Genomic DNA, 23097 nt, shown 5'->3' on the forward strand with positions numbered 1-23097 from the left:
GCAACCCTCCACTTTCATTAACAGTTTATTCATATAATATGAAACATGCGATAGTCAAGATGTTTTTGTGTGGAGAAGCTTGCGATTGAGTTTTGAAGAGCTTTAGCTTTACAAGATGGTAGATTTGGTGATTATCGTAAGATTCTTGCAGTCATTTTAGTGGGAAGAATTTGTAAAATATGAAAAAATAACCGCCAGAAAATTGGAAACGCTATAACTTTCTTTCCTTTAAATATACTTTTTAAAATATATGCTGCAGCTTTTTCTGGCTCCCATATGAAGGGAAGTGGTTTATTAGACTTAAACATATCTGTTTTTACTGGCCCTGGCATTATGGTGATAAACTTTGTGCTACTGTTAGAATATTGGATTTTTAGTGATTGAAAACAACTTTTTAGTGCTGCTTTGCTGGCACAGTATGCAGAAGCATGTGGTGTTGCATGCATAGCAACAAGAGAAGATATAACCGCAAAAGTTGCCAAGGAATTATGATGAATCCATTCTTCAATCCAGTTGATAACGCCAAAATAATTGGTTTCAAATGTTTTTCTATGAATGTTGGTATGAAACTTATCTTCTATTTCGCCACATCCTGCATTAAGAAAAAAGAGATTTGGTATAATATTTTGCTTTTTTAAAAAATCAGACGAGTTTTTAATATTTTCACTTTTGCTTACATCACATGTTATAGGTAAAAAATTACTACCTAATTCTTCTTTTAATTTTTCCAGTTTTTCAGTGCGCCTTGCAATGCCAACCACAAACCATCGATCTTTAATGAGCAACCGTGCTAGACTTTCTCCAATGCCAGATGATGCTCCTGTAATGAGACAAGTTTTTCTATCCATGTGAATTTATATAACATGAAGTATGAATGTAATGACTATTGCCTATTCACACAAGTTAAGTTTGCTATAATTTTCCTAAATAATAAAAAAAGAAAGCTACTTATAATTTTGAATTTTATATAAACTTAAAGGGAAATTTAGTATTTGCTTACTTGTAATTTAAAATTCTTATATAATATTTTAAATGAGTTGAGAGAATTAAATGCAGGATGCAGCTTTAGTTTTACAAGATGGCAAGTACTTTTTGGGAAAATCGGTAGGTAAAAGAGGCAAATGTATAGGTGAAGTTTGTTTTACCACTGGTATGACAGGTTATCAGCATACTATAACAGATCCTTCTTTTGCTGATCAAATAATAGCGTTCACTTTTCCTCATATTGGTAATGTTGGAATAAATCACAAAGATAATGAAGGAGAAAAAGTTTTTGCAAGTGGTGTGGTTATGCGTGAACTTTCTCCTATGTCTCACTCTTCTTCATATATTAGTTTAAATGATTGGTTGGAGAAAAATAATGTAGTTGGGATATCGGGAATTGATACTAGAGCTTTGACGAGATATTTGAGAAAACATGGATCTCAAAATGGAATGATATGTCCGTCAAGTGAGGTACATATATTAGATGAATTGAAGAAATACAAATCTGTAAATGGAATAGAAATAACTAAGAAAGTCAGTTTAAGTAATAACTTTCAAAGCGTTCTTAATGCAAAATATAGGGTTGTAATTGTTGATTTCGGTGTAAAAAATAGTATAATCTCACGCTTAGTAGAACTTGATTGTACGGTTGAATTAGTCAAACCAGATACAGGTTTTGCTCACAAAATATTAAGCATGAATCCAGATGGTATAGTGCTTTCAAATGGCCCTGGTGATCCACAAGAGATAGGAGAGAGTGTAACTTCAGAAATAGAAATTATTGTGAAATCTAAAATACCAGTTTTTGGCATATGCCTGGGCCATCAATTACTTGCAGTTACTTTGGGAGCAAAGACTGTCAAGATGGATATTGGTCATCGAGGGAGTAATCATCCAGTTTATGATCTGGAGAGTAAAAAAGTTGAGATAACTAGCCAAAATCATGGTTTTGTTGTTGATTCAGCTTCTCTTCCAAGTAACGTTGAAGTTACTCATATTTCTCTATTTGATAATAGTGTAGAGGGGATAATGATGAAGGATTACCCAGTCTTTTCTACTCAATACCATCCAGAAGAAGCGCCAGGTACACATGATTCACATTACTTATTTGGGCGTTTTATTGACAATATTTTGTTATATAAAAGTAAAATCTAACTGAAATCAGTTAGATTAGCTTTTATTACTTGATCTTTTGGATTTGGATGTTTAATATTAGGAATAATAAAACTTAAGTTAAGGTAGTGTTCTCTTAACAGATTTTTGTGGAGGAGTGACCGAGTGGTTAAAGGTAACAGACTGTAAATCTGTCCGCATTGCGTACGTAGGTTCGAATCCTACCTCCTCCATTGTGCGGGTATAGCTCAATGGTAGAGCTCTAGCCTTCCAAGCTAGTGACGTGGGTTCGATTCCCACTATCCGCTCTTTTTTTTGTTGTATTTATATAAAATCAACATATTATTTGTTGATGTATTTATATTTTAGGTAGAAGAGTTAAAATTATGACAGCGATAGTAGAAGCATTTGGAAAGCCGCATGTAAACGTGGGAACGATAGGACATGTGGATCATGGGAAGACAACGTTAACAGCGGCGATAACAAAGCATTATGGTAATTTTGTAGCATATGATCAAATAGATAAAGCGCCAGAAGAAAGAAAGAGAGGGATAACAATAGCAACAGCGCATGTTGAATATCAAACAGAAAAGAGACACTATGCACACGTTGATTGCCCTGGACATGCTGATTATGTAAAGAATATGATAGTAGGTGCAGCACAGATGGATGCAGCGATATTGGTAGTGTCAGGGGTTGATGGGCCGATGCCACAAACGAGAGAGCATATATTGCTGGCAAAACAGGTGGGTGTTGGATATATCGTGGTATATATAAATAAAGCTGATGTTGCTGATGCTGATATGATAGATTTGGTAGAGATGGAAGTGAGAGAGTTGCTGAGTAAGTATGGATTTCCAGGTGATGAAGTGCCTATGATAGTTGGGTCTGCGTTAAAAGCATTAGAGGATGATAGTAGTGAGTATGGAAAGAAATCAATAGATAAATTGATGGAGAAGTTAGATGAGTATGTGGCAGTACCTCCAAGGCCTATAGATTTGCCGTTTTTGTTGCCAATAGAAGATGTATTTTCAATATCGGGCCGAGGGACGGTAGTAACAGGAAGAATAGAGAAGGGGGAGATAAAGACAGGGGATGAGATAGAGATAATAGGTCTGAAAGCGACGCAAAAGACGATATGTACTGGTGTTGAGATGTTTAAGAAGTTGCTAGATAAGGGAAGTGCAGGACTCAATGTAGGAATACTACTAAGAGGAACAAAGAGAGAAGAAGTGGAGAGAGGGCAAGTATTGGCAAAACCAGGGACAATAACCCCGCATAAGAAATTTAATGCGGAGGTGTATATATTGAAGAAAGAAGAAGGAGGAAGGCATACACCATTTTTTGGAAATTATCAGCCACAGTTTTATTTAAGGACAACGGATGTAACTGGGAGCATAAAATTGCTAGATGGAAAGGAGATGGTAATGCCAGGGGACAATGTAAGTATAGAAGTGGAGTTGCAAGTACCAATAGCAATGGATAAAGGATTACGTTTTGCGATAAGAGAAGGTGGTAGAACTGTTGGTTCTGGCGTTGTTTCGGAAATTTTAGAATGAGTATAATAACTAAGATGAAGCAAGATATATATATTAGAATCAAAGCTTTCGATTGTTCTTTGTTGGAAAAGTGTATTCGCGAGTTTATTGATCAATTAAAGCAGTTTAATGCAGATTTATCTGGTCCGATTGCGTTGCCAAGAAAAGATTCTAAATTTACTGTTAATAGGTCTCCTCATGTTGATAAAAAATCTCGTGAGCAATTTGAAATGAGAATTTCTAAGCGGTTAATTATTGTACATAATCCTACTTCTACTATGATGAAGATGCTTGCAGATTTATCTTTTTCTGCTGGTGTAGAAGTGGATTTAAAGGTTAAGGAAGTCAATATTTAGGAAAAGGAAATGAAGAGAATAAATTCGCTTAGGAGAATTGGTTTGTTAATGACCAATGTTGGCCATACTGCTATGTATTTTGATAATAGTCGCATGGCTGTAACCTTATTGCATCTCAGCGAAACTTATATTATCGATATAAAAGGACAAGATAAATGTGGCTACAATTCAGTCATTTTAGGCACAGGGGATTTAAAAAAAATAGCAAAACCTCAGTTGGAATATTTAAAGAAAAAGGGTATAAATAGTAAATGTAAATTATACGAAAGTAGATTAACTGATCTATTCGGAATAGAATGTGGTAAAAAGGTGGGGGTTAATCATTTTGTAGTTGGTCAATATCTTGACATTACGGGTTATTCTTTAGGCAAAGGGTTTGCTGGTGTGATGAAGCGGCATAACTTCAGTGGGCTTAGGGCATCTCATGGCGTTTCTATTGCTCATAGATCACAAGGTTCTACTGGTCAATGTCAAGATCCTGGTAGAGTATTCAAGGGGAAGAAAATGGCTGGTCATTTAGGTAATAGCAGAGTGACTGTACAGAATATGAAAATATTATCCATTGATTATGAAAATAGCATAATTGCTGTAAAGGGTAATAATGTTCCTGGGTTTAAAAACTCTTATGTTTTTGTGAGAGATGCAGTTAAAAAGCCTTTACATAAAGATGTTCCTTTTCCAGCAGGTCTGCTGTTGAATATGAGTGATGATGCTAATAATTTGGTGAGTTAGTTATGGAATGTGAATTAGTTGATCTATCTAATAATAATGTAGGTAGTGTTGAGCTTAATCCCTTGATATTTTCTGCCAAGCAAAAATTGAGTATTTTGCATGATATAGTGAGATGGCAATTAGCAAAGAGAAGAGTTGGTGCTCATAAAACAAAGGGTATCAGTGATGTTTCTGGTACAACAGCTAAGCCGTATGGTCAAAAACGTACCGGTAGGGCGAGACAGGGGAGCTTGCGATCTCCTCAGTTTAGAGGTGGTGGAATTATTTTTGGTCCTGTTGTGAGGAGTCATGCTTATTCTCTTAATAAAAAAGTACGTAAATTTGGTTTGAAAATTGCTTTATCTCTAAAATATTTAAATAATCAAGTTGTTGTTCTTGATAGTTTAAATGTTGATGTGAAGAAAACATCTAAAATGTGTGAATATATTAAAAATTTTAAATTTTCTTCTTTTTTAATAGTTGGTGATTATGGAGATGATTTGTTACGTGCTGCTAAAAATTTGCATTATGTAGATTTAATCAAACCTATTGGGTTAAATGTTTTTGATATATTGAATCATGAATGCGTGATGTTAACAAAAGACACTTTAAAGCATCTTGAAGGTAGATTGTTATGATTAAATATAATAATATAATAAAATCTCCTGTAATCACAGAAAAGGCTTCTCTTTTAAGAGAGAAGTTTAATAAATACTCTTTGTATGTTTTTGTAAATGTAAATAAGCGTCAAATAAAATCGGCAATAGAGTCTTTATTTAATGTCAGAATTTCTTCTATAAATGTTATTAGAGTTAAACCTAAATATAGACGTTTCAGGGGTGTGGTTGGTTGTAAAAAACAGAGAAAAAAGGTCTATTTTTCTTTGATAGATGGTCAAAAATTAGATATAATGAGCGTTTAATATGGGTATGAAATTTTTTAATCCTGTTACTCCGTCTTCTCGTGGGACTATATTAATAAGTAAAATTGGTTTATCAAAAGATAAGCCGGAGAAGTCTCTTGTATTTGGTAAGAAATCCAGTGGTGGAAGAAATAATCATGGTAGAATTACAACTCGTCACAGGGGTGGTGGTCACAAGAAGAAGTATAGAGTTATAGATTTTAAACGTAATAGAAGTGATCAGGGTATGGTTGAGAAAATAGAGTATGATCCAAATAGAAGTGGGTTCTTAGCATTAATATCATATAAGGAAGATGATACTAAATCTTATATATTAGCTCCTCAGGGTATGAAGCCTGGTGATGTTGTGACAGCTGGAGATGATGCTGATATTCTGCCAGGTAATTGTTTGTTGTTGAAATATATACCTGTTGGTTCTTTTGTTCATAATGTTGAATTGAAGCCAGGTGGTGGTGCTGTAATTGCTAGAGCTGCGGGTTGTTGTGCGCAAATTGTTGGTCGTGATGGTCAATATGTTTTATTGCGGCTTAGATCTGGTCAAGTTAGGTTGATTTTATCTTCTTGTAAAGCTACTATTGGTGTAGTGTCTAATCTTGATCATAAAAATAGAAAGCTGGGTAAGGCTGGGAGAAGTAGGTGGCTTGGAATTAGACCTGCTGTGCGTGGAGTTGCAATGAATCCGATTGATCACCCTCATGGAGGTGGAGAGGGAAAAACTTCTGGCGGTCGTCATCCTGTTACTCCTTGGGGTGTTGCAACAAAAGGAAAGAAAACTAGGAAAAAAAATAAATCTAGTGATAAGTATATAAAAAAATTGAAAGGTTAATTTATGAGTAGATCTGTATGGAAACCACCTTTTTTACATCCATCTGTACTAAGATTAGTTCAGAGGGCTTTAAAAGAGGGTTCTATTAATAAGGTGATAAAAATTCATTCCAGGGCTTCTGTAATTCTTCCTAATTGTTTGGGTTTAAAATTTGCTGTTTATAATGGTAAAGATTACATTCCTGTTAGTGTTGATAATCAGAATATGATAGGTCATAAATTCGGTGAATTTTCACCTACTCGTAAATTTACTGGGCATGGTGGTGATAAAAAGGCAACAAGAAGGTAGGCAATTGATATGAAAAATAGGGATATAATAGTTGAGGCTGGTTCTAAGGTTTTAAGATCAACTCCTCGCAAATTAAATTTGGTTGCTGATTTAGTGCGTAATAAAAAAGTTTCTTTTGCTAATGTACAATTAAGATTTTGTGAAAAAAAGGCTGCCGGTTTTATAATGAAGGTGTTGAATTCTGCAATTGCTAATGCTCAAAATAATTATGGATTGAACGTTGATAATTTATATATAAAGGAAATTTTAATAGGTAAGTCACTTACTTTGCGTAGAGTATATCCAAAAGCTATGGGTAGGGCTAATAGAATGAGCAAATTTTATAGTAATATAACTATAAAATTGAAAGAAATTGTATGATTTATAGAAATGGAAAATTAATAAGGAAAGTGTAAAAATATGGGACAGAAGGTTAATCCTAAAGTATTTAGATTGCAAATAAATAGTAATACCTGGGATTCTGTTTGGTGTGCTACGGACGATTATAAACAGAAATTGCATCAAGATCTATTTATTCGCAGTTATATAAATGAATCCTTTAAGCATGCTGGTATTTCTAAAGTAACTGTAGAGCGTACAGTTACTTTAGTGTCTGTAATAATACATTCTTCTAAGCCTGGAGTTATAATAGGTAAGAAAGGTTTGGATGTTGAGAAGATAAAGCAAAAAATAGCTAAAAAAGTAGAAAGTAGTGTCGAAGTGAATGTAGTAGGAGTTAAAAAGTCTGAAATAGATGCAGTTTTAATATCAAGGAATATTACACATCAGCTAGAAAAAAGGATTTCATGTAGAAGAGCGATGAAAAAAGCTATTCAAAATTGTTTGAAGATGGGTGCTGAGGGTATTAAAGTAAGTTGCTCTGGGCGTCTTGGCGGAGCTGAAATAGCTCGTACTGAATGGTACAAAGAAGGTCGTTTGCCTTTACACACTTTGCGTGCTAATATAGATTATGCTTTTTGTGAAGCGAAGACTATATGTGGTATTATAGGAGTTAAAGTTTGGGTTTATGTTGGTAGTTAAGGTATATTGAGATGTTTGTTCCCAAAAAGAGTAAATATAAAAAGGTATTTAAGGGGAGAATAAAGGGTAATGCTAAGGGTGGTAGCACGCTGTCTTTTGGAGATTATGGATTAAAAGCTATGGAAGTAGGTAAGGTTCAGTCCAAGCATATTGAAACTGCAAGGCGCGTAATATCTAGAACGTTAAAACGCTCTGGTAAAGTATGGATAAGAATTTTTCCTGATACTCCGGTTAGTAAAAAGCCAGCAGATGTACGTATGGGTAAAGGGAAAGGTAGTGTTGAATTTTGGGTATTTAAAGCTAAGCCCGGTAGGATTTTGTTTGAAATTAGTAGTGATGTTCCCATGCATTTAGCAAGATTGGCGCTTGAAAAAGCGACTGCTAAGCTTCCTATGAAGTGTAAATTTATATCTAATCATAATTGAATGGAGTTGCAATGGATATAGTTAAATTTGAATCAGAATCTTCACAAGGATTACATGAACTTCTTGTGAGTTTGAGGAAAGAATTTGTTAATTTGGCTTTTCAAAAAAAGCTGGGCCAGTGCAACAATTTTTCGCGTTTTAGCTTAATAAGAAAGAGCATAGCTCGTAGTCTAACTGTATTAAATAGAAGAAAGAGAGAGGGAAAAAATGCCTAAGAAGGTTTTTTGTGGTGTCGTAACTAATGCTGAGTCTGATAAGACTGTAAAGGTTTCGGTGTTACAAGTGTATAAGGATAGGCTGTATAAAAAAGTTATTAAAAAATACAAGAAGTATACAGCACATGATGAGAATAATAGTTGCAAAAAGGGAGATAGGGTTTTAATACAGGAACATAAGCCTATTTCTGTTACTAAAAAATGGGTTGTTATCAATAGCTAAAAAGGAATAGGTATTTATATGATTCAAAAAAATACATTGTTAGAAGTAGCTGATAATTCTGGTGCGCGTGCAGTGCTTTGTATTGGCTTGTTAGGTGGTAGGAAATCTGCATCTGTAGGTGATACGATTATTATATCTACTAAGTCTATTAATCCAAAAGGTAAAGTTGAAAAAGGAAAAGTATATAAAGCAGTTGTTGTTAGAGTAAAAAATAGTGTTAAGAAATCTGATGGTTCTGTAATTCGTTTTTCTAGCAATGCTGTGGTTTTAATTAATGATCAAGGTGAACCACTTGGCACTCGGGTGTTTGGTCCAGTAAAAAAGTTGTTATCTGGTTCTTTTATGAAAATAATGTCATTAGCTGATGAGGTTTTATAATGAGTGCTAAAATAAAAAGTGGTGATGATATTATAGTTTTAACTGGTAAAGATAAGAGAAAAATTGGTAAGGTAATCAAAGTTATAATACGTGATGCTAAAAAGAAAGTAGTTGTTTCTGGCGTAAATGTGTGTAAGAGACATACTAAACCAAGAGCTGGTAGTGGTGGTGGTATATTGAATAAAGAGTTAGCTATTGATGTATCCAATGTTGCAATATTGGATCCTAAGTGTAAAACTCCAACTAAAGTAGGATTTAAGATTATAGATGGTAGAAAAGTGCGTTTTGCAAAAGTTTCTGGAGAAGTGATAGATTAGGTTGATATGTTTAAACAGTTGTATAAAGATAATATAGTAAAATCCTTAAAGGATAAGTTTAATTACAGCAATGTAATGCAAGTGCCTAAACTTGTCAAGGTGTGTATCAATATGGGCGTTGGAGATGCTGCTACGGACAATAAAGCGATAAATGAGCCATTTGATAATCTACATTTGATTGCTGGGCAAAAGCCTGTGTTAACCTTTGCAAAAAAATCTATTTCTGGTTTCAAAATTAGAAAAGGTGCAACTGTAGGTTGTAAAGTGACTTTGCGTAGAAATAAAATGTATGAATTCTTAGAAAGATTAATATATATTGCTTTGCCAAGGGAAAAAGATTTTAGAGGGTTTAGTGTGAAGCAATTTGATGGTCATGGTAATTTTTCCTTTGGTATCAAGGAGCATATATCATTTTTAGAAATAGACTATGATAAAATAAGTAAAATTAGAGGTATGGATATTAATATTATAACAAGTGCAGTTAGTGATAAGGAAGCAAAGGAATTATTACTGGCTCTTAAATTCCCTTTTTTTGATAATTGAGAGAAAATATATATGGCAAAAAAATCCATGATACAGAAGAATCTTCGTAGAATAAAGTTATGCGATCAATATAGGGAGAGAAGGGAAGAATTAAAATCTATAATGAATAATAAGGATTTATCTATTGCAAAAAGGTTTGCAGCTCAAAGTAAGCTGATTAAAAAATTGCCTAGAGATTCTTCTAAAATCAGAATTAGGAATAGATGCGCTTTAACTGGTAGGCCGAGAGGAGTATATAGAAAATTTGGTTTATGTAGGATTGTTTTACGTGATTTGTGTTCTTTTGGACAAGTTCCAGGGGTTACAAAATCTAGTTGGTAAATGTGATATAAGGAGTGTAATAGTGTCGTTATCTGATGGTATTGGTGATTTTTTAACAAGAATACGTAATGCTCAATTGGCAATGCATAGGGAAACAAGAGTCCTATTCTCTAAAGTGAATTCTTCTATATTGAAGATCTTAAAAGAGGAAGGGTATATTCTTAATTATGAAAAGCAAGAGAGTGATAGTATCCCTTCCCTTGTTGTGCAGTTGAAGTATTATGATAAATCACCTGTGATTAATGATATAGCTAGGGTATCAAAGCCCGGTTGTCGTTATTATTCTAAGTGTAAGGACATTTCTAAAGCGTATAATGGTCTTGGAATTTTTATTATATCTACACCGAAAGGAGTGATGACCGATTATAATGCACGTAGATTAAAAGTTGGTGGAGAAGTTTTGTGTCGTGTATTTTAAATGATAGGAGAAATGTATGTCTCGTATAGGTGCCGCACCTATCAATATTCCTGCTGATCTTTCAGTTGAATATAATAATGGTAGGGTATTAATAAGAAGTGTTAGGGCAGAAAAAGAGCTGAACTTGTGTAGTGGCATTCTGTGTCAGATAGTTGATAATCAATTGTTACTTTCTGTTGATCAAGGCAGGGATGATTATGATAAAATAAAATCTATATGGGGCACTTATAGAAGTAATATTAATAACATGATTAACGGTATGGTTAATGATTTTTCTGTTGATCTTGAGATCAATGGTGTGGGGTATAAAGCAGAATGTGATGATAAGTATTTGACTTTATATCTTGGTTATAGTCATAATATTAAGTATAAAGTGCCTAAAGACGTTGAGATTAAGTGTATAAAGCCAACTCATTTAGTGATTCGCGGTATGGATAAGCAAAAAGTCTATATGGTGGCTTCTGATATATGCAAAATTAGAAAATATGATCCTTATAAAGGTAAGGGTATTGTAATAAAAGGCAAATTTATGCTGCGTAAGGTTGTAAATAAAAAGAAGTAATTAAAATGAAAAGATTGTATAATTTTTTAAGTAGCTATGAAAAAAGGAAACTTCGTAATAGAGCGAAGCTCGATAAGAGCGCTGGGCGTTTACGTATATCCATATTTAAGTCTAATAAACATTTCTATGTTCAGTTGATTAACGATGCAAAAGGAACAACCCTAGCTTCTGCTTCTACTTTGGATGATAAAATTAGGAATGTATGTAAAGGTAGGGTTAATGCTGAAACTATAAAACAGGTTTCTTCTTTATTGATTGAGCGTCTCCCTAGTACAAAATTGCAGCAGCGGTTCGTCTTTGATCGGGGGGCATATAAGTATACAGGATTGATTTCTCAATTTGCTGAAGCTTTAAGAAGCTCTGGATTTGAATTTTAGAAGGTTTGAAGTATGGCTGTAAAGAATTTACAAAATAATAATGATTTATCAGAACTTTTGGTTTCAGTCCGAAGGGTAACAACGGTTACTAAAGGTGGTAGAAGATTTTCATTTTCAACTTTGGTTGTTGTTGGTGATGGTAAGGGTAGGGTAGGATGTGGAATAGGTAAACACGCAGAGGTTGCTGAAGCAAGAGTGAAAGCTTTAAATGCTGCAAAGAAGTCGATGATTAGGGTGTACTTACGTGAAGGTAGAACTTTACATCATGATATTAAAGCTAAATTCTGTTCTGGTGAGATAGTTTTAAGAGCTGCAAGAGCTGGAACAGGTATTATTGCTGGTGGAGCAATGAGGTCGGTTTTTGAGGTATTAGGTATAAAGGATGTGGTAGCTAAGTCTACTAGATCAAATGATCCTCATAATATTATATGTGCAGTATTTAAGGCTTTTGATGTTATGTTATCTCCTCGCCAAGTGGCAGGTAAGAGGGGTAAAAAGATTAGTGAGATAGTTGGAAATAGGTAAACTATGAATGATGCTGTAAAATTAAATTCTATATTTACCAAATTATCTAAGAAAAAGAAGCCTAAATTATTAGGTAGAGGTATTGGTTGTGGTAAAGGTAAAACATCCGGTAGGGGGCATAAAGGGCAGAAAGCGAGAAGTGGCGTTTCTATAAATGGTTTTGAAGGTGGACAGCAGTCTATATATACTCGTTTACCTAAAAGAGGTTTTAAGCCTATACGCAAAAACTTATACTCTATATTTAATGTTGGGGATGTACAGTGCTTAATGGAAGCTAAAAAAATAGTCAAGGATTCTATCATAGATAAGGAGCTACTGCATAAGTTAGGTTTTATCAGATCTGTTAAAAGTAAAATCAAACTTCTTAATAAGGGTAAATTAAGCGAAAAATTTGTGTTTCATGTTGATTTTGCATCAGAAGCTGCAAAAAGATCTGTAGCTTCAGTTGGTGGTAGTGTAGAAATACTATCGTAAATCATGAACAGTAAATTTGCATTTAATAGTTTGGATTCTACGCTGTTATATAAAAGTGATTTACTAAAGCGTATATTTTTTACTCTAATGGCTTTAGTTTGTTATCGTTTAGGCACTTATGTTCCTATTCCTGGAATTAATCTTGATATAATCAATGATATATTTCCAAAAGAGAGTTCTGGTGTTTTTGGAGTATTTAATTTATTTTCTGGTGGCGCTTTAGCTAGAATGACGATCTTGGCGTTAAACGTTATGCCATACATAGTTGCATCCATAGTTATGCAATTATTATCTTCTGCCGTTAAAGGAATCAATGAAATTAAAAATGACGGAGAGTTGGGACGTCGAAAGATGAACTCTTATATACGCTATATGACTATAGTGTTTTGTATCTTTCAATCAATTACGATCTTAATAGGGTTAGAAAGAATGAATATAGAAGGGGTATTAGTTGTAGTTCAACCTGGTATTATGTTTCGTACTATAGGTGTCTTTAGCCTTTTAGGTGGAACTATATTTTTAATATGGCTTGGTGAGCGGATCAGTGTGAGCGGTATAGGCAATGGTATCTCATTAATCATTTTTACTGGCATAACATCTGAATTACATAATGCTTTATCATCTCTGCTAACATTAAATAAAAATGGTAGTATGTCGTTTTTCATTACCCTTTTTGTTATAGCATTGTTTTTTTTACTGCTCCTTTTAGTCATTTTTACAGAATCTTCTTATAGAAAGGTAATTGTTCAATATCCCAAAAAACAGTTTAAAAAATTACATAATGATGATTTTACTTACATTCCATTGAAGATCAATTTATCTGGTGTAATACCAACTATTTTTGCTAACGCAATTTTATTAACGCCTATTTCAATTGCAAATTTCTATAAGGGTCATGCCATTGCTGATTTTATTTTAAACTGCTTTATGGAAAATAAAGTGATGTACATTATAACTTACTTAATACTCATAGTACTTTTTAATTTTTTCTATACCAATTTTATATTTAATCCAGAGGAAAATGCTGATTTTCTTAGGAAAAATGGTGGTTTTATTCCTGGTAGAGGGCCTGGAAAACATACTTCTGATTATCTTCAAGATATAGTTTTTAAATTAACATTTATTGGGTCTGCGTATTTGGTGGTAATATGTACTATACCTGAAATTATGAGGTATCATTATGATATACCATTTATTTTTGGTGGGACGAGCTTGCTGATTATAGTTAACGTTATTACTGATACTATTATGCAAGTACAATCTTATGTTTTTTCAAATAGGTACGATAGTTGGATAAAGAAATATGAGTCTAAAACAAGGAAGCTAAAGTGATTATTACAATTTTTGGTCCTCCTGGCTCTGGTAAGGGTACTCAGTCCAGTTTGTTAATAGCAAAGTATAATTTTAAATTAGTTTCAGTAGGAGACTTATTAAGGAATATTATATCTAGTGGGAGTAAATTAGGTAAAGGAATAAAGGATACTGTTGAATCTGGTAATTTAATTCAAGATGAAGTTATATGTAAATTATTGTGTGACCAGCTTGCATTAATAGATGGTGATTTTTTGTTAGATGGTTTTCCAAGAAATTTAAATCAAGCTCATTTTTTAACTCAAGTTTTGCAAAAAAGATGCAATAGGGATGTTGATCTTGTAATTGAGTTGCAGCTTGACGATAATATTGCAATTGATAGATTAAAAGATCGTCTTACTTGTTTGGATTGTAAAAGTATATATAGTATATCTTCTTTTAAGAATACTACTTGTGCTAAATGTAAAAGTACGAGATTGGAGAAGAGAATTGATGATGCTAATATGCTTGCAATTAATAAGAGGATAAGAGAATATCATTCTCAGATAGAGGGTTTGCGCGAGTATTATAAGGACAAGTTGTTAACAATTAACGCTAATTTGAGTGTTGATAGAGTAATGCAAGAGATTGAAAGTAAAATTTCTTGTAATTTGATTTGACTATAAGTTGTTTTATGGTATAAATTAAGAGTTATTATTAATAAAGTATCGAGGTATCAGTGGCACGTATTGCAGGCATAAATGTTCCAGTGAAGAAGTGTGTTCCTTTTGCATTAACTTATATACATGGTATAGGTATTACTACTGCGAATATAATTTGTCGTAGCTGTAAAATTGATGAGCGTAAGCGTGTTTTAGAATTACAAGATGAAGATATAGAGAAAATTAGTAGTTTTATTAGGCAAAAATATGTCATAGAGGGTGAGCTCAGAAAAAAAGTAGCTATGGATATAAAATCTTTAATGGAAATCGGTTGCTATAGAGGATTAAGGCATAGAAAAGGTTTGCCTGTGAGGGGACAAAGAACCCATACTAATGCTAAAACTCGTAAAGGCAGATCTAAATTGCCTATTGCTGGAAAAAAATAAAATTTGTTATTATCGTGAGTTTTTATGAAAAAAGTTAAAACGGTTGGTAAGAATACAAAAAGGTTTATTACTGGTATTGTCCATATTCGTGCAACTTTTAATAATACTTTTGTAAATGTGACTGATGTTTGTGGTAATACGCTTTACCAGACTTCTGTTGGTGCATGTGGTTTTTCTGGTTCGAGAAAATCCACACCTTATGCTGCAGGTAAGGTTGCCGATTCTGCTGCGAAGAAAGTAATAGAGAGATTTGGTATGAAGGTTGTTTCTGTAATAATTCGTGGTCCTGGTTTTGGTGCAGAAGCTGCAGTTAAAGCACTTCGGAATTGTGGATTGACTGTCACTTCAATTGCAGATAAAACGGCGATACCTCATAATGGGTGTAGACTAAGGAAAAAAAGAAGAGTATAGGATATTTGGAAGGTTTTTGTATGTATTATAGTGATAATGTCTCTTTCTGTGGAAATTTAGATAGATTAACTAAGCCTAATGCGATTAAGGTAATATCAGGTGATTCAAGTAAAAAAAGTGATATAGTTCTAGAACCTTTGGAAAGTGGTTTTGCTTTAACGTTGGGTCATGCATTAAGGCGTGTAATGTTGTCTTCTCTTCGCGGTAGTGCTGTTTATGGAATAAAAATTGAAGGCGTGAATCATGAATTTACTTCGATCCAAGGAGTTAGGGAAGACATAACTGATATAGCATTAAATATGGGCATGTTGAGATGTAAGTTAAATAACACGTCTAATAAGTGCTTAAATTTGAGCGCTAAAGGGCCTTGTCAAGTATTAGCTGGAATGATAGAAACTGATGACCAATGCTCTATTGTTAATAAAGATTTGGTGATATGTACACTAGGTCAAGATGTGGAGCTTAACATTACTATATATATTGCTAGTGGAAAAGGTTATCTTTCTGTAAATAAATATAAAGAAAATGAATTTTTAAAGTCTATGAATGAACAAGATTTAATTGGTTTTATTCCAGTTAATGCTTTATATAGTCCTGTTGAGAGGGTTTCGTATAGAGTAGAGAATAGTCGTGTTGGTCAAGTTACTGATAAAGATAAGCTGATATTGTCAATTGAAACTGATGGTACAATCTCTCCAAGTCAAGCTGTTGACTATGCTGCAAGAATATTACAGGAGCAATTTCAGCCTTTTATTAGTTCTGATATGAGTTATAAAAAATCGCAAGTTTCTTTGTCTAGTGGTGCTAAAGATTTGGGCTATGATCCTGTTCTATTGCGTAAAGTAGATGAAATGGAATTATCTGTTAGATCTCATAACTGTCTGAAAAATGAAAATATCACTTATATAGGTGATCTTGTGCAAAAGACGGAAGTTGAAATGTTAAGAACTGCTAATTTTGGCCGAAAGTCTTTGAATGAAATCAAGGCAATTTTAAATAATTCAGGTTTGTCTTTGGGTATGAATATACCAAATTGGCCGCCTAAGGATATAGATGAACTGGCTAAACAACATACTGATGAGGATTAGGTAGTATATGAAACATGGAATAAAGAAAAATAAACTGTCTCGTTGTACCGAGCATAGGTTATCAATGTTAAAGAATCTATCTATCTCGTTAATTAATCATGAGCAGATTGTAACTACTTTACCAAAGGCTAAAGCACTTCGTCCATATGTGGAAAAGTTTATTACAATTGCTAAGAATAACGATTCTTTACATGGTAGAAGGCTTTTGCTTTCACGTCTTCATAATAGTAAGTTAGTAGTTGATAAATTATTAAGCGTTCTAGCTAATCGTTATCAAGACCGTAAAGGTGGATATTCTAGAATAATAAAATTTGGTACTCGAAAGGGTGATTGCGCTCCAATGGCAGTGATAGAGCTAGTTGATAGAGATATTTCAGCAAAAGGTGAGATTTATAGTAAAAATAAAAAAGGAAGCAAAGTAGTTACACAAAGCTAATTATTCTTTTTATGGTAAGTAGGTTACGCTATTTTGTAGGTTACTTTGGAGAATTGTTAGTTTCGATATATTTAAAGCTGAAATTCTATAATGTTATAAAACGTCGCTTCCGTTGTAAGTTGGGTGAAATTGACTTAATTGTATCTAAAAAAAGGGAGCTGATTTTTATAGAAGTTAAAACAAGTTTATTTGGAAAAGAAGTACCGATATCTCATTTTCAGTGTCAGTCTATTATAAATTCTTCTAAATATTTCTTAAGTAAAAATCTTGATTTTTTAGATTATTCAGTCAGATATGATTTATGTTTTCTTTCCTTAAGGAGAAGACCTATTTATATAAAAAATGCTTGGATTGAACAATGGTAGCTAAAATAATTTAGATTTACTAGAACAGGTAATTGAATATGAAAAACAATAATTTAGTTTCATCTTATGCTAGAGCACTGTTTCATGTCTCAGGAAGCAGATTAGGTATTATAAGAAAAGAAGTAGAATTTTTGTTAGCTTTTTTTAAAGATCAAGATGTTTTTGTGTATCTATCTCATCCTATGGTTTCTCTTTTGCACAAAAAAGAAGCGATACTTTCTATAAAGGAGAACTTGAGTGAAAACTTAGTCAAATTTATTATGGTTACACTTGCAAACAAGCGCTCCCGTTTATTAATCCTTATATTAGAAAAATTCTTAAATCTTGTAAGGGAAAGTGAAAATGAATTGGAAATTACTATAAAATCAGCAGAGATTTTAAAGAAACCTGATATAAAAATAATTACTGAATCTTTGAACTTTCTTGGTAAAATAATAAAAGTCAGTCATGTGGTTGATCCTTCTATACTAGGTGGCTTTGTAGTTAGGTATGGTTTTAACGTGATTGATGCTTCGCTTAAGAGTTATTTGGATAGATTGGTTGATTTGAGTAAAATGGAAATGTTGAAAATAAGGAATTGTATATGAAGAATAGCATAAATGCCTCTGAAGTAGTAAACATAATAAAAGAGAAGGTTGAGACATTTGATAATCCTATAAAACGAGAAAATATAGGTGAAGTAATTTCAGTAACGGATGGTATCACATTGGTCTATGGGCTGGAAAAAGCAAAGTTTGGTGAAAAGGTATCTTTTGCAAGCGGTGTAGAAGGAATAGTTCTTGATTTAGATCATGATACAGCTGGAATAGTTGTGCTTGGCAATGACCGTGATGTAAAAGAAGGGGACGTTGTAAAATGTAGTGGTGATGTTGTACAGGTGCCTGTAGGTCATGAATTATTAGGGAGAGTTGTAAATGCATTAGGCGATCCTATAGACGATGGCGGAGAAATTAGAGCCAAGAACAAAATGTATATAGAATCTAAAGCGCCAGGTATTATTGACCGTAAATCTGTGCATGAACCTCTGCAGACAGGAATTAAAATTATAGATTTGTTGATTCCTATAGGTAGAGGGCAACGTGAATTAATTATTGGCGATAGACAAATTGGTAAAACCACTATTGCGATTGATACTATTATCAATCAGAAGAAGATTAATGATGAGGTAAACGAAAATCAAAAAATTTACTGTGTTTATGTTGCTATTGGACAAAAAATTTCGACAGTAGCAAAAGTGGTGAATAAGCTAAAAGAAAGTGGAGCATTAGAGTATACAACCGTAGTTGTGGCTAGCGCATCTGACTGCGCGCCTATGCAATTTTTAGCACCTTATACCGGTTGCACTATTGGAGAATTTTTCCGTGATAATGGAATGCATTGCTTGGTGGTATATGATGATTTATCTAAGCATGCTGTGGCATATAGGCAGATGTCCTTATTGCTTAGACGTCCTCCTGGTCGTGAAGCTTATCCTGGAGATATATTCTATGTACACTCTCGCTTGCTTGAAAGAGCTGCCAAAATGTCTGATGAAAAAGGACAGGGATCTTTGACTGCTTTGCCGATTATTGAGACTCAGGCTGGCGATGTATCTGCATATGTTCCAACTAATGTGATTTCAATTACCGATGGACAAATTTTTCTTGAGTCTGAATTGTTTCACAAAGGATTTCGCCCTGCAGTGAATATAGGTTTATCGGTTTCTCGGGTTGGCTCTGCTGCACAATTGAAATCTGTGAAAAAAGTTGCTGGTTCTATAAAGCTGAGTTTGGCCCAATATAGAGAACTGGAAGACTTTGCTAAATTTGGTTCTGATCTTGATGCTACTGTTCAATTGTCCTTAAACAAAGGTAAATACCTTATTGAATTATTAAAGCAAAAACAGTATTCACCTATGCAAATAGAAGAGCAAGTATTGCTTATGTATATCTTTTCTAATCTGTATGGTCAATTAAATAAGGTACAGGTGAGCAACATCAATAGGTTCGAGTGTGATCTTATCAATTATTTTCAAACTGTTCACCCTGGAGTTTTAAAAAAGTTGTCAGGTGACATGAATGATGATATAAAAGATGATATTCTTGGTATTGTGAGTGATTTTGTCACTCAATTTAATTGCGTTTAGGCGGTGATTATGACTTCATCCATTGTTAACAAGTTTCCTATTACAAGGGAAGGTTTTGAGAGTATGCAAGTCGAACTTGAGAAATTAAAGGAAGAAAAACCTTCTATCATACAGGCTATTTCTGATGCTCGTGATCAAGGCGATTTATCAGAAAATGCAGAATATCATGCAGCACGGGAGAGATTAAGTTTTATTGAAGGCCGTATAATTGAGGTAGAAAGTAAACTTTCACATGCAGAAGTGATAGAAGTAAAAAATTTGTCTGGTGATACAGTAATGTTTGGTGCAACTGTTACGGTAAGCATGCTCGGTGATGATAACAGTGAAATTGAATATGTTTATAAGATTGTAGGTGGATATGAAGCTGATGCTTCAAAGCAATTGATCTCTACGGATTCACCACTCGGTAGTGCTTTAATTGGCAAAAAAGTTGGTGAGTATGTGGAAGTGATAGTGCCAAATGGAGAGAAATTGTATAAAATAGTTAAGATTGAGTTTAAGTAAATCATGGTACAAGTAACTTATCCTTCAATTAGTCTACCCGGTATTTCTTCTGTGGAAGATGTATTGAGGGATGCTAGTTCTGGTAAATTATTCATTTTAGTTGACGATGAAAACAGAGAGAATGAAGGTGATCTGATTGTATTAGCTGAGAAATTAGAGCCAGAACATGTGGCTTTTATGGTTAGATACGGTACAGGGATTGTTTGTTTAGCAATGACTAAAGTTCACATGAAAAGGTTAGGCCTTAGTTTCATGGAAAAAAAAAATGTTGGTGAAAATCATACTGCTTTTACTACATCAATTGATGCACGTTATGGTATTACTACGGGTGTTTCAGCTGAGGATAGAACAAAAACTATACATGTTGCTATTGATAAAAATAGAACTCAGGATGACATTATAACTCCCGGTCATATTTTTCCTGTGATTGCACATGAGGGTGGAGTAGAGCAACGTGCTGGTCATACTGAAGCAAGTGTTGAGATAGCTAAGTTAGTGGGATGTAATCATTCTGCAGTTATTTGTGAATTAGTGAATGATGATGGCTCTATGATGCGCTTACCCCAGTTGCTTGAATTTGCTGAACAACATAATATTAAGTTAACTACCATTGATAAACTTATCAGTTACGTTCAAAATTTAAACTAGCGTTTATAGATTCGTATAGTTTAAGTGTTAAAATACAAAATTCCTCAAAGTTATACAAACAAGGAATTTCCATGTCTAAGCTTTTTGTTTTACTATTTTTTTTCGTATACTGTAATAGCGCTTACTCTGTTAGTATTATTAGAGATAGTGAAGTGGAAGCGGTAGTTAAGGATCTAGCGCAACCTTTATTTTCTGCTGCGGATATTGATAATGATAAAATAAAAGTTTTTATAGTTGATGATAGATCGATTAATGCTTTTGTAATTAACAATAATAGCATTTTCATTCATTTAGGGCTTTTACAATATTCGACTGAACCTTATGTCTTACTTGGTATATTAGCACATGAAATTGCTCATATATCTGCTGGTCATGTATTACAAATGAGTAGTGCTGTAGGTTATTTTCAATCAATAGCAATGATTAGTTATATGGTAGGATTAGTTTCTAGTATTGTCATTAACCCTCAGGTTGCGAGTGCAATCTTGCTTAGTGGTGTAACGCTTAGTTCAAGGTTGTTTTTTAACTATTCTCAAGAGCAAGAGAGTGTAGCAGATAGCTATGCTTTAAGATACCTAGATGAATCTGGCTATGATAATTTGGGTATGAAAGAGATTTTTGACTATTTTAAGAGTATTGAGCATGAAAACACTGAAGAGTATTTCCGCACTCACCCACTTAGTGATAAGCGTATATTTGCTGTACAGAATTATAAGGTTAAAAACAATATAAAACCAATCCTTGCAGATAAATTGCTGAAGTTTGAGCGTATGGTTGCAAAGCTAGACTCTTTTTTTGCTCCTATTCATGTGTTATCTAATAAATATGAAGGTAGTTCTAAGTATGTAAATGCTGTAATTCACTATAGGCAAGGAAAGATAGAAGAGGCTATTACTAAAGTTAATTCATTGATTCAAGAGTCACGCAATGATCCTTATTTATATGAATTAAAAGCGGAGATGTTATACAAAGCTGGAAATTTAAGTGAAGCAATAAAAATGTATGAAGAATCACTTAGATATTTATCTGAGAAGAATAACTATTTAGTGAAACTTGCGTTATCTCATACTTTATTATTACACGGTGAAATAGAGAAGGCAATTTTTTACCTAGAGCAGGTTGCAAACGTAGAAACAAATAACGCCTTTGTCTGGAAGTATTTAAGTATTGCATATAAACGTAGCGCTGATATGGCAATGTATTATTTTGCTTTGACGAAAAAGGCTTGTATTGAAGGTAATTTAGACAAATTTATGAAGTACGCTGAGTTAGCTATTAAAACTTTACCGAAAGACAGTCATTATTTGTTACAGATTGAAGACATGAAGGAACAATACACACAAAAACATCCTGATTTTTAAGTTATTTTTCCCCACACTTGCTCAACATACTATCTTGTTTAATGCTATCGGGTATAATTTTCATTATAATCGCTTTGGCACCAAAAAATACACCACAAAACATACCTAGGGCAAAGAGAGCTGGCCATGGCATTCTACCAAATATTGCAAGCAAAGCTGCACCTATTATGACTACAGTCATAAGTGGCCCACCTATTCCCCAAATATAACCAATAATATTGCATATTACTTGGGCAGTTGTATCATCTATATCAGTAGCAGCATTTGCGTAATCTGAAAAAGAGAGAAACAGCACTATACACAAAGCATTAAAAAATTTTTTTATTATATAGCTCATTCTTTTGCCTCCAAGTAATAAACTAACGCGAAAATAAATTTATATATATACTTATTGTAAAGTAAAACTTATAATTTGTCCATAAATAAGTGTTGCTACATAAATAGCCCACCATTGATGTTAAGCACATGTCCCGTTATATATTTTGCCTCATCGCTTGCTAAAAACAATACTCCTGCTGCTATTTCTTTTCCTGTTCCCATTCTTTTCATTGGGATGTGATCTAATATTTTTTCCTTTTGTCCTTCATTTAAAACTTCAGTCATTTTAGTATCTATAAATCCAGGAGCAATGCAATTTACTGTTACACCGCGACTTGCAACTTCTTTTGCTATAGATTTGCTCATAGCTATTATTCCAGCTTTTGATGCTGCATAATTTACTTGCCCGGCATTTCCTGTCAATCCTACTATTGAAGAAATATTTATGATTCTTCCCCAATTATTTTTAATTAATTTCTTGCATGCTTCTCTATTTAGCTTAAATGTGGAGGTCAAATTAATATCAATCACCTTTTGCCATTCTTCATCTGTCATTCTCAACGCCAAACTGTCTTGTGTAATGCCTGCATTGCATATGAGTCCATCAAAGCCTTTCATCAACTCACTTGCTTTATTTATTAGTTGATTTACCTCTTCAGAATTTGATAAGTCGCAAGGAAGTACGTGAATGTTTTTTTCATATTTTTTAGCAACTTCTTCGAGTACTTCTTTTTTTGTACTAGAAATACATAAAGTTGCTCTGGCCTTATACATAATTTCTACAATTGCCTGGCCTATTCCGCCTGATGCACCAGTAATCAGAAATTTCTTATTCTCTAATCCAAACATAATAATTTTTATTTGTTCCAGCTCTTAACAGAATATTAAAAGACTTGCAATAGATTTT

Annotated in this window: 37 protein-coding genes and 2 tRNA genes; 36 read left to right on the forward strand and 3 right to left on the reverse strand. The window is 33.5% G+C overall.

Features of this window, described 5'->3' with window-relative positions; genetic code table 11:
- Positions 1–131: 131 nt before the first annotated feature.
- On the reverse strand, positions 132–848 hold the full coding sequence (locus AAHF52_RS06100) for an SDR family NAD(P)-dependent oxidoreductase (protein ID WP_007302529.1): 717 nt from the start codon (positions 846–848) through the stop codon (positions 132–134).
- Between the two features lie 202 nt (positions 849–1050).
- Here AAHF52_RS06100 and carA point away from each other — a divergent pair, with 202 nt between their 5' ends.
- The 36 genes from carA (at position 1051) to AAHF52_RS06280 (ending at position 21872) form a co-directional block, all read left to right on the forward strand.
- Positions 1051–2139, forward strand: a complete 1089-nt coding sequence (gene carA / locus AAHF52_RS06105; protein ID WP_052265062.1) for a glutamine-hydrolyzing carbamoyl-phosphate synthase small subunit — start codon at positions 1051–1053, stop codon at positions 2137–2139.
- Between the two features lie 109 nt (positions 2140–2248).
- Positions 2249–2330 (forward strand) — tRNA-Tyr (locus tag AAHF52_RS06110).
- A 4-nt stretch (positions 2331–2334) separates the two neighbouring features.
- Positions 2335–2405: transfer RNA gene (locus AAHF52_RS06115), tRNA-Gly, on the forward strand.
- Between the two features lie 78 nt (positions 2406–2483).
- Positions 2484–3656: an elongation factor Tu gene (gene tuf, locus AAHF52_RS06120; RefSeq protein WP_007301992.1), complete on the forward strand. Its 1173-nt coding sequence runs from the start codon at positions 2484–2486 to the stop codon at positions 3654–3656.
- A gap of 14 nt (positions 3657–3670) precedes the next feature.
- Positions 3671–3991, forward strand: a complete 321-nt coding sequence (rpsJ, locus tag AAHF52_RS06125; RefSeq protein ID WP_012482004.1) for a 30S ribosomal protein S10 — start codon at positions 3671–3673, stop codon at positions 3989–3991.
- A 9-nt stretch (positions 3992–4000) separates the two neighbouring features.
- Positions 4001–4723: a 50S ribosomal protein L3 gene (gene rplC / locus AAHF52_RS06130; protein WP_029237662.1), complete on the forward strand. Its 723-nt coding sequence runs from the start codon at positions 4001–4003 to the stop codon at positions 4721–4723.
- A gap of 2 nt (positions 4724–4725) precedes the next feature.
- Positions 4726–5340: a 50S ribosomal protein L4 gene (gene rplD / locus AAHF52_RS06135; protein WP_007302533.1), complete on the forward strand. Its 615-nt coding sequence runs from the start codon at positions 4726–4728 to the stop codon at positions 5338–5340.
- On the forward strand, positions 5337–5624 hold the full coding sequence (locus tag AAHF52_RS06140) for a 50S ribosomal protein L23 (protein WP_010404680.1): 288 nt from the start codon (positions 5337–5339) through the stop codon (positions 5622–5624). The genes rplD and AAHF52_RS06140 overlap by 4 nt, the downstream gene beginning before the upstream one ends.
- Position 5625: 1 nt before the next feature.
- Positions 5626–6450: a 50S ribosomal protein L2 gene (rplB, locus tag AAHF52_RS06145; RefSeq protein WP_214303489.1), complete on the forward strand. Its 825-nt coding sequence runs from the start codon at positions 5626–5628 to the stop codon at positions 6448–6450.
- 3 nt (positions 6451–6453) lie between these two features.
- The gene (rpsS, locus tag AAHF52_RS06150; RefSeq protein WP_010404687.1) at positions 6454–6738 is read left to right on the forward strand and encodes a 30S ribosomal protein S19; all 285 of its coding nucleotides are present in this window, start codon (positions 6454–6456) and stop codon (positions 6736–6738) included.
- Positions 6739–6747: 9 nt separating this feature from the next.
- Positions 6748–7098, forward strand: coding sequence for a 50S ribosomal protein L22 (gene rplV / locus AAHF52_RS06155; protein ID WP_007302537.1), 351 nt, complete (start codon positions 6748–6750; stop codon positions 7096–7098).
- A 39-nt stretch (positions 7099–7137) separates the two neighbouring features.
- Entirely contained in the window at positions 7138–7758 is a 621-nt protein-coding gene (gene rpsC, locus AAHF52_RS06160) for a 30S ribosomal protein S3 (RefSeq protein ID WP_019236921.1), read from the forward strand.
- Between the two features lie 11 nt (positions 7759–7769).
- Complete coding sequence (gene rplP / locus AAHF52_RS06165) at positions 7770–8183, forward strand: 50S ribosomal protein L16 (RefSeq protein ID WP_019236922.1); 414 nt, start codon at positions 7770–7772, stop codon at positions 8181–8183.
- An 11-nt stretch (positions 8184–8194) separates the two neighbouring features.
- Positions 8195–8398, forward strand: coding sequence for a 50S ribosomal protein L29 (gene rpmC / locus AAHF52_RS06170; protein ID WP_038198186.1), 204 nt, complete (start codon positions 8195–8197; stop codon positions 8396–8398).
- On the forward strand, positions 8391–8621 hold the full coding sequence (gene rpsQ / locus AAHF52_RS06175) for a 30S ribosomal protein S17 (protein ID WP_010404696.1): 231 nt from the start codon (positions 8391–8393) through the stop codon (positions 8619–8621). The genes rpmC and rpsQ overlap by 8 nt, the downstream gene beginning before the upstream one ends.
- Positions 8622–8639: 18 nt before the next feature.
- A complete protein-coding gene (rplN, locus tag AAHF52_RS06180; RefSeq protein ID WP_007302542.1) occupies positions 8640–8999 on the forward strand; it encodes a 50S ribosomal protein L14 in 360 nt (119 codons plus the stop codon).
- The gene (rplX, locus tag AAHF52_RS06185; protein WP_010404700.1) at positions 8999–9316 is read left to right on the forward strand and encodes a 50S ribosomal protein L24; all 318 of its coding nucleotides are present in this window, start codon (positions 8999–9001) and stop codon (positions 9314–9316) included. The genes rplN and rplX overlap by 1 nt, the downstream gene beginning before the upstream one ends.
- A 6-nt stretch (positions 9317–9322) precedes the next feature.
- On the forward strand, positions 9323–9859 hold the full coding sequence (gene rplE, locus AAHF52_RS06190; RefSeq protein ID WP_019236924.1) for a 50S ribosomal protein L5: 537 nt from the start codon (positions 9323–9325) through the stop codon (positions 9857–9859).
- A 12-nt stretch (positions 9860–9871) separates the two neighbouring features.
- Positions 9872–10180: a 30S ribosomal protein S14 gene (gene rpsN / locus AAHF52_RS06195; RefSeq protein WP_007302545.1), complete on the forward strand. Its 309-nt coding sequence runs from the start codon at positions 9872–9874 to the stop codon at positions 10178–10180.
- Between the two features lie 22 nt (positions 10181–10202).
- On the forward strand, positions 10203–10598 hold the full coding sequence (gene rpsH, locus AAHF52_RS06200) for a 30S ribosomal protein S8 (RefSeq protein WP_007302546.1): 396 nt from the start codon (positions 10203–10205) through the stop codon (positions 10596–10598).
- 16 nt (positions 10599–10614) lie between these two features.
- Positions 10615–11160 carry a 50S ribosomal protein L6 gene (gene rplF / locus AAHF52_RS06205; RefSeq protein ID WP_007302547.1) on the forward strand — a complete coding sequence of 182 codons (546 nt, stop codon included), beginning with the start codon at positions 10615–10617 and terminating at the stop codon, positions 11158–11160.
- A 5-nt stretch (positions 11161–11165) separates the two neighbouring features.
- Positions 11166–11537, forward strand: coding sequence for a 50S ribosomal protein L18 (gene rplR / locus AAHF52_RS06210; protein WP_213863922.1), 372 nt, complete (start codon positions 11166–11168; stop codon positions 11535–11537).
- 12 nt (positions 11538–11549) lie between these two features.
- Entirely contained in the window at positions 11550–12062 is a 513-nt protein-coding gene (gene rpsE, locus AAHF52_RS06215; RefSeq protein ID WP_007302549.1) for a 30S ribosomal protein S5, read from the forward strand.
- A gap of 3 nt (positions 12063–12065) precedes the next feature.
- The gene (gene rplO / locus AAHF52_RS06220) at positions 12066–12536 is read left to right on the forward strand and encodes a 50S ribosomal protein L15 (RefSeq protein WP_019236927.1); all 471 of its coding nucleotides are present in this window, start codon (positions 12066–12068) and stop codon (positions 12534–12536) included.
- 3 nt (positions 12537–12539) lie between these two features.
- The gene (gene secY / locus AAHF52_RS06225) at positions 12540–13868 is read left to right on the forward strand and encodes a preprotein translocase subunit SecY (protein ID WP_264376745.1); all 1329 of its coding nucleotides are present in this window, start codon (positions 12540–12542) and stop codon (positions 13866–13868) included.
- Positions 13865–14506 (forward strand): adenylate kinase family protein, encoded by a 642-nt coding sequence (locus AAHF52_RS06230; RefSeq protein WP_052265056.1) that lies wholly within the window; start codon positions 13865–13867, stop codon positions 14504–14506. Before secY ends, AAHF52_RS06230 begins: the two co-directional genes overlap by 4 nt.
- A 59-nt stretch (positions 14507–14565) precedes the next feature.
- Positions 14566–14934 (forward strand): 30S ribosomal protein S13, encoded by a 369-nt coding sequence (gene rpsM / locus AAHF52_RS06235; protein ID WP_007302553.1) that lies wholly within the window; start codon positions 14566–14568, stop codon positions 14932–14934.
- 24 nt (positions 14935–14958) lie between these two features.
- Positions 14959–15345, forward strand: coding sequence for a 30S ribosomal protein S11 (gene rpsK, locus AAHF52_RS06240; RefSeq protein WP_006012273.1), 387 nt, complete (start codon positions 14959–14961; stop codon positions 15343–15345).
- 20 nt (positions 15346–15365) lie between these two features.
- Positions 15366–16433, forward strand: coding sequence for a DNA-directed RNA polymerase subunit alpha (locus AAHF52_RS06245; RefSeq protein ID WP_007302554.1), 1068 nt, complete (start codon positions 15366–15368; stop codon positions 16431–16433).
- Between the two features lie 7 nt (positions 16434–16440).
- Complete coding sequence (gene rplQ / locus AAHF52_RS06250; protein ID WP_010404731.1) at positions 16441–16869, forward strand: 50S ribosomal protein L17; 429 nt, start codon at positions 16441–16443, stop codon at positions 16867–16869.
- Positions 16870–16880: 11 nt separating this feature from the next.
- Positions 16881–17234: a YraN family protein gene (locus tag AAHF52_RS06255; protein WP_010404733.1), complete on the forward strand. Its 354-nt coding sequence runs from the start codon at positions 16881–16883 to the stop codon at positions 17232–17234.
- Positions 17235–17272: 38 nt separating this feature from the next.
- Positions 17273–17821, forward strand: a complete 549-nt coding sequence (gene atpH / locus AAHF52_RS06260; protein ID WP_007302557.1) for an ATP synthase F1 subunit delta — start codon at positions 17273–17275, stop codon at positions 17819–17821.
- Positions 17818–19359: a F0F1 ATP synthase subunit alpha gene (gene atpA, locus AAHF52_RS06265; RefSeq protein ID WP_007302558.1), complete on the forward strand. Its 1542-nt coding sequence runs from the start codon at positions 17818–17820 to the stop codon at positions 19357–19359. Before atpH ends, atpA begins: the two co-directional genes overlap by 4 nt.
- A gap of 9 nt (positions 19360–19368) precedes the next feature.
- A complete protein-coding gene (gene greA, locus AAHF52_RS06270) occupies positions 19369–19863 on the forward strand; it encodes a transcription elongation factor GreA (RefSeq protein ID WP_007302559.1) in 495 nt (164 codons plus the stop codon).
- Positions 19864–19866: 3 nt separating this feature from the next.
- A complete protein-coding gene (ribB, locus tag AAHF52_RS06275) occupies positions 19867–20511 on the forward strand; it encodes a 3,4-dihydroxy-2-butanone-4-phosphate synthase (RefSeq protein ID WP_007302560.1) in 645 nt (214 codons plus the stop codon).
- Between the two features lie 71 nt (positions 20512–20582).
- Entirely contained in the window at positions 20583–21872 is a 1290-nt protein-coding gene (locus AAHF52_RS06280) for a M48 family metalloprotease (RefSeq protein WP_149168807.1), read from the forward strand.
- A gap of 1 nt (position 21873) precedes the next feature.
- On the opposite strand, the gene AAHF52_RS06285 is transcribed toward AAHF52_RS06280, so the two are convergent.
- Together AAHF52_RS06285 and fabG are read right to left on the reverse strand one after the other, a co-directional pair.
- A complete protein-coding gene (locus AAHF52_RS06285; protein WP_007302562.1) occupies positions 21874–22209 on the reverse strand; it encodes a TrbC/VirB2 family protein in 336 nt (111 codons plus the stop codon).
- A 95-nt stretch (positions 22210–22304) separates the two neighbouring features.
- A complete protein-coding gene (fabG, locus tag AAHF52_RS06290; RefSeq protein WP_264376747.1) occupies positions 22305–23039 on the reverse strand; it encodes a 3-oxoacyl-[acyl-carrier-protein] reductase in 735 nt (244 codons plus the stop codon).
- Positions 23040–23097 lie beyond the last annotated feature (58 nt).

It is taken from the genome of Wolbachia endosymbiont (group B) of Melanargia galathea (genome assembly GCF_964030625.1).
GTDB lineage: Bacteria > Pseudomonadota > Alphaproteobacteria > Rickettsiales > Anaplasmataceae > Wolbachia.